Consider the following 6,521-nt stretch of genomic DNA (forward strand, 5'->3'; position numbering starts at 1 on the left):
ACCAATTGCGGACATTCGTCGCCCAGATCGGGGCACGACGGCTGATGATCATGGGCGGGGTCGCCGTGGCCCTGCTCGCCGTGCTCGCAGCCGTTGCCCTGCGCGGCGGATCAAGCGCGATGGGCTTCCTGTACACGGATCTCGATCCGGCCGCGGCCCAGAGCATTTCCGAGAAGCTGGCCAGCCAGAACATCCCGTACCAATTATCGGCCGACGGCAGTTCGATCCTCGCCCCGCAGGAGAAGCTCGCCGAGCTGCGGATGAGCATGGCCGGCGAGAAGCTGGGCGGCAAGATCGGTTATGACGTGCTGGATGAGGAGGAGCCGTTCGGCATCTCCGCCTCGCGTGCCAAGCTGAACGAGACCCGCGCCATTGAAGGCGAGCTTTCCCGCTCGATCGAAAGCCTCCAGAATGTCAGCCGGGCACGCGTCCACATCGTGATGCCCGAACGCGCCATGTTCTCCGCCGAGAACCGCAAGGCAACCGCCGCCGTCACCGTGAAGACCCGCGGGCGTCTGACTGGTGAGGCCGTGCAGTCGATCCGTTATCTCGTGTCGTCCTCTGTGCCCGAGCTTACGCCGGAAGCCGTCTCGGTCGTTGACCAGACCGGCGCCTTGCTGGCGCGGGCCGGCGAAGCTGGCGAGGCTGGTGCGGGTTCGGCGGACGAACGCCAGCAGGCCGTCGAGAGCAAGCTGCGCAGCGAGATCGAGGCTCTGCTGGAGCCGATCGTCGGGGCGGGCAAGGTGCGCGCTGAAGTTTCCGCTCAGATCGATCGCGACCAGACGCGCGAAGAGTCGAGCGTCTTTGATCCCGACAAGCAGGTGATCGCCCGCCAGGTCACGGTTGAGTCCAACGACCAGAACAGCGAAAACCAAGCCGCAGCACAGATGGCGACCGTGGGCGCGCAGCTCCCCGAGAACCAGAACCAGCCCGGTGGGCAAGGCGACAGCCGCAATGCGGCGCGCACCGAAACGTCCGAGGATACCACCTACGCAAACAGCCAGACCCGCAGCGTCGTGGTTCGTGCACCGGGCAAGATCAACCGGCTGAGCGTTGCCGTGATGATCGACGGCGGCGTCAGTGGACTGCCGCAGCCGAAGATCCAGCGGCTCACCCGCCTGGTCGAGAATGCCGTCGGCATCGATGCCGAGCGCGGGGACAGCGTGGTGATCGAAAGCATGCAATTCGCCGCGGACGCTAGCCTGACGGACAAGGAAGACAGCATCTTCTCGCTGGTCACGACCGATCAGATCCTCGGCTTCTTGAAGTTTCTGGTGATCGCCGGCGTGGGCCTCGTCGCCCTTCGCATGCTGAAGCCGAAGCGTCTCGCCGCCGACGCTCCCGGCGGCACCGTGGAAACGCTTCTGACCCCGCAGGGCCCGGAGATCGCCCGACTGACCGCGCAGGCCGCAGAAGGAGACGAAGCCGCGATCCAGCAGCTGGAGGCTCTGCAAGACGCAGCGCCCAGCCCTCCGCTGCTCGATGAGGAGATCGCGCTCGCCCAGGTGGACGGCCGCATCAAGAGCTCTGCCCTCAAGAAGATTGGCGATGCGATCCAGGCAAGCCCGCCTGAAGCCGCCGCCGTGATCCGCCAGTGGATGAACGCATAATGGAACCGTTGATGAGCAATGAAGATCATGCGCAGCTCCTGACTGCGGAGAACAACGCAAGCCCGATGTTCGAGGATTTCGGAACAAGCGACTTTGATACCGGCGCTCCGGATGAGATCGGGCTCGAGGCGGTGCACGAGGTTCCGGTGAAGGTTCAGGCCGTCCTTGGCCGCTCGCGCCTGCCGATCGGCGAGCTGCTGCGCTTGAAGGCGGGCGCCGTGATGGAACTCGACCGGCGCGTCGGCGAACCCGTCGATGTGTTCGTGAACGATCGTCTGATCGCCCGCGGCGAAGTGGTGATGATCGACAATTCGCTGGGTGTGACGCTCACCGAAATCACACGTCCGGAGCGCTGAGGTCGATGGTGAAATCTTGTCCAACCCGGCTTCTCCTGGTCGGCGTTCCCGGTAGCGAGTTTCGGCTAGCGGCCGGTATGGCGCGGGACGCGGGCGCTGAAGTGAACATGGCGGATACCTTGGCGCAGGCGCTAGCAGTGCTCCGCGCCGACGGCGCGATGATGGTGATGATCGATGTCGCCATGGATGTTGCGGGTTTCATCGCGCAGCTCCGCTCGGAGCGCTTCACGCTGCCGGTGATTGCCTGCGGCATCAATGCGTCAGCTGATCAGGCGGTCAGCGCGATCCGCGCCGGCGCACGCGACTATGTGCCGCTCCCTCCCGAGCGCGACCTCATCGCGGCCGCCATCGCATCGGTGGTGCCGGCGACGCCTTCCGTCATCATCAGCGACGATCCGTTGCTCGCCCGCACCATCTCCTTCGCCTTGAGCATGGCAACGTCGCGGGTGCCGGTGCTGATCTGCGGCGAACGCGGCACCGGCAAGGAATTGCTCGCGCGAAACATCCATGATGCGTCCGGCTGTTCCGGGTCATTCGAAGTGGTGGATTGCGCCGGTGCATCGACCGACGTGGTGGCATCCGAATTGTTCGGCCATGAGGAAGGCGCGTTTCCCGGCGCGATCGCCCGGCGGATCGGACGGTTCGAAAAGGCCGGCAAAGGAACGCTGCTGCTGCGCAACGTGGACATGCTGCCGCCCGGCCTTCAGGCCGATCTCGCCCGTGCACTGCGGATGGGCGTGATCCGGCGCATGGGCGCCCACCAAGCCTTTCCTCTCGACGCCCGCATGATCGTCAGCACGACGACGTCGCTCACCGATCGCGTTGCCGCCGGCACCTTCCGCGCGGACCTGCTCGCGCGCTTCGAGCTGGTGCAACTGCGGTTGCCCGCGCTGCGCACACGTGGCCAAGACATCATTCGCCTCGCGAAATACCACCTAGAGCTGATCGCGCGTGCTGAGGGTCGCTCCGCGCTGGTGCTCTCTGATAGCGCCACGGCAGCTTTGTTGCGGCACGACTGGCCCGGCAACGTACGCGAGCTGCAGGATCTGATGCACCGCGCCGTGCTGCTCGCCAGCGGAGACCAGATCCGCCCGGCGGACCTGGTGCTGACGGACGGGCGTCAGCTCGCGCCGACCGAGAACCGCGGCGAAAGCGGCCTGCCCGAGGTGGAGAGCCTCGTCGGCCGTACGGTGGAAGAGGTCGAGCGCGAGCTGATCCTTCAGACGCTGGAGCGCTGCCACGGCAATCGCACCTCTGCGTCCAGCATCCTCGGCATCTCGGTGCGCACGATGCGCAACAAGCTGAAGACCTTCATCGAGGCCGGCATCGCCGTCTCGCCCGCCGCCTGACCTTCAAGATCGGACGATCCGCATGCCGCCGCAGCTAACCTCCTTCTTCCAGCGCATCGGTGCCAATCGCGACATGGCGTTGGCCAGCGGCGTGATCGCCATCATTGCGATGCTGATCCTGCCCATGCCGGGCTGGTTGCTGGACTTCGGCATCGCGCTGTCGATCACCGCATCGGTGATGATCCTGATGACGGCGCTGTTCATCGAAAAGCCGCTTCAGCTTTCCGCGTTCCCCACGATCTTGCTGGTGGTGACGATGCTGCGGCTCGGCCTCAACATCGCCTCGACCCGGCTGATCCTGGCAAACGGACATGAAGGGCCGGCAGCCGCCGGCGGCGTGATTCACGCCTTTGGCGAGTTCCTGATGGGCGGCCAGACGGTGATTGGCATCACCATCTTCGCCATCCTTGTCGTCATCAACTTTGTCGTTATCACCAAGGGCGCGGGGCGGATTGCGGAGGTCGCGGCGCGCTTCAGTCTTGATTCCATGCCCGGCAAGCAGATGGCGATCGACGCCGATCTTTCCGCCGGCATGATCGACGAGACGACGGCCCGCGAGCGCCGCACCGAAGTGGAGGCGGAAAGCGGCTTCTATGGCTCGATGGACGGTGCCTCGAAGTTCGTGAAGGGCGATGCCGTCGCGGGCCTGATGATCACCGCCATCAACGTTCTGGTCGGCATCATCATGGGCGTCGCCGTGCATGGCGTGCCGTTTGGCGAAGCGTTCCAGACCTACACGCTGCTGACCGTCGGCGACGGCCTCATCAGCCAGATTCCAGCGCTGATCGTATCGATCGCTGCGGGCATGCTGGTGTCGAAGGGCGGCGTCGCGGGGAAGACCGGCGCCGCGCTCGGCGAACAGCTCGGCCGCTATCCCAAGGCATTCGGGATGGTCTCGTTCCTAATGGGTGCACTGGCGCTCCTCCCGGGCTTGCCGTTCATCCCCTTTGCTGCCTTTGCAGCCCTCAGCGGCTGGACCGCCTGGAAGATGAGCAAGGAAGCGGACGCGCGCGCGGCGCAGGCGGTGCGCGACGAGGCTGCCGCCGAGGCTGCTGCCGTGCCCGCGGAAGAGCCGATCTCCCGCACGCTCGCCATTGACGCTTGCCGGATCGAGATCGGCTACGCCCTGCTGCCGATCATCAACGACGCGCAGCGCGAGCCGCGCCTCGACGATCAGGTGCGCGCGCTGCGGCGGCAGATGGCGACCGAATACGGCTTCGTTCTGCCCTCCGTCCGGATCATCGACAACATGGCGCTGAAGGCCAGCGAATATATCGTCTACATCAAGGAAACCGAGGCCGCCCGCGGCGAGATCCGGCTCGACAAGCTCCTGGTGATCAATCCCGGTGGCGCAAACGTCGGCATCGCCGGCGAAGTGACCCGCGAGCCGGTCTTCAACCTGCCCGCGCTCTGGATCGAGCCGGAACTGCGCGAGGAAGCCAGCTTCCGCGGCCTCACGGTGGTCGATTGCGGCACCATCATAACCACGCACCTGACGGAGCTGGTGAAGGACAACATCGCCGACCTGCTGAGCTACACCGAGACGCAGAAGCTGCTGAACGAAGTGCACAAGGAGTCGGAAAAGCTGGTGGGAGACATCGTCCCCTCCAAGATCTCCGTGTCGGGGGTGCAGCGCATCCTGCAGAACCTGCTGAGCGAAGGCGTCTCGATCCGCGACATCCCGACCATTCTCGAAGGGATCGCGGAATCCGCGCCCACCACGGCAAACCTGACCCAGATGACGGAGCACGTGCGCGGGCGTCTGTCGCGCCAGATCTCGGCCCAGCAGACGCGTGAGGGCGCCATTCCCATCGTGACGCTGTCGGGGGAGTGGGACGCTGCCTTCGCGGAAAGCATCATCGGCCAGGGCGATGATCGCCAGCTCGCCATGGCCCCTTCGCACCTGCAAGCGTTCATCGCTGCGCTTCGCACCACGCTCGATCACCTCGCCCAGCAAGGCGACATCCCCTGCCTGCTGACCAACCCGTCGATCCGGCCGTTCGTGCGCTCGATCATCGAACGGGTGCGACCTGCCACGGTGGTCCTGTCGCAGAACGAAATCCATTCGCGGGCGCGGATCCGATCGCTTGGCACGATTGGCTGAGCACGAACCTCGCCGCGCCCCGAACCTCTATAATGAACCGTTAGCCCCCTCGGGCGGCAAGGTGAGGCCCTGAATGACGATCGCCGCAACGTTCTTTTCCCCGCCGGCAGCCGGCATGCCGGTGCCGGCCCCGCTCGAAGCGATGCCAAAGGTCGACTCGGGATTCTCGATCAGCGTAGAGGCTGCACTAAACGTCCAAGCGCCCCCGCCCCCGCAAGGCACGCCAGCCGCCCCGCTTACTTTGCTCTCTCCCCAGGAAGCGGCACAGGCGCAGGCTGCTGGCGGGATGACATTGCCCGGGCAGCAAGGCGGTTCGCTCACCAGGCGCCCGCCCGCTACGATCGAGGAAGTGGCGGTGCAGCGCCCGAACACGCCGATCAAGCGCCCGGACATGCCCGCGCCAAACCCGGACAAACCCGTCCTGACGGATAGCGACGCTGATCATGGCACGTCTGCCTGCCAGGTGCGCTCCGGCCCGCCACCGATCAAAACGGTGGCGGGCATCGCCGACCGTCTCGCGATCCCTGCAGTTCAGCCGGCGGCTAACGCCCATGCGCTCGCCATCCCAATGACCATTGCGCCGATCCCCGCCAGCGTGCCCACAGGCGCAGCCATGCCGCCGCAGGACACGCCGCCCGCGGCATCGGGCGATGGCGCTGAGGATGGCCGTGCCGAGGCCGATGGATCGCAAGCGCCGCTGACCGAGGCACCCTCCGCACCCGCCGAAACCTCCTTGCAGGACCAGCCCGCTATCACGTGTGAATCCGGTCGGGCCGCCGCCGCTACTCCGATGCCGCAAGCCGATAACGCGCCCGCGCTCGCAGCCGCTACATCGACCAAGACGGCGCCCGCCGCTGCTGTTGACCGCGCACCACTTCAATCAGCGGCAGCCATCACCGCCGCGGACGCTGCGGCTCCAGTCGCGCTAACCAGCGCTGAGCGTGCACCCTTCACGCGCCAACAGATGCCCACGCTTTCCGAGGAGCGCATCGACGCTCCGATCGCAGGCGCTCCGGCACAGACGAAGGTCGGCGGCAAGAACGACGGCCGCCAAGCCGCGCGCGGGACCCCGCAGCCGCCCACCCCGCCGCCGACCTTCGTC

General features: G+C 66.1%; 4 protein-coding genes and 1 pseudogene. All 5 read left to right on the forward strand.

Annotated features, from left to right (window positions below):
• Positions 1-44: 44 nt before the first annotated feature.
• On the forward strand, positions 45-1,610 hold the full coding sequence (gene fliF / locus SPMU_RS07235) for a flagellar basal-body MS-ring/collar protein FliF (RefSeq protein WP_245832874.1): 1,566 nt from the start codon (positions 45-47) through the stop codon (positions 1,608-1,610).
• A 65-nt stretch (positions 1,611-1,675) separates the two neighbouring features.
• Positions 1,676-1,966, forward strand: coding sequence for a flagellar motor switch protein FliN (gene fliN / locus SPMU_RS07240; protein ID WP_245832876.1), 291 nt, complete (start codon positions 1,676-1,678; stop codon positions 1,964-1,966).
• Positions 1,967-2,073: 107 nt separating this feature from the next.
• Positions 2,074-3,315, forward strand: coding sequence for a sigma-54-dependent transcriptional regulator (locus tag SPMU_RS07245; RefSeq protein ID WP_342746432.1), 1,242 nt, complete (start codon positions 2,074-2,076; stop codon positions 3,313-3,315).
• A 22-nt stretch (positions 3,316-3,337) separates the two neighbouring features.
• A complete protein-coding gene (flhA, locus tag SPMU_RS07250; protein ID WP_088333049.1) occupies positions 3,338-5,419 on the forward strand; it encodes a flagellar biosynthesis protein FlhA in 2,082 nt (693 codons plus the stop codon).
• Between the two features lie 73 nt (positions 5,420-5,492).
• Positions 5,493-6,521 (forward strand): annotated as a pseudogene (locus tag SPMU_RS07255) (hypothetical protein); the annotation flags it as partial.

The sequence above is a fragment of the Sphingomonas mucosissima genome (genome assembly GCF_002197665.1).
In the GTDB taxonomy this organism is placed as follows: Bacteria; Pseudomonadota; Alphaproteobacteria; order Sphingomonadales; family Sphingomonadaceae; genus Sphingomonas; species Sphingomonas mucosissima.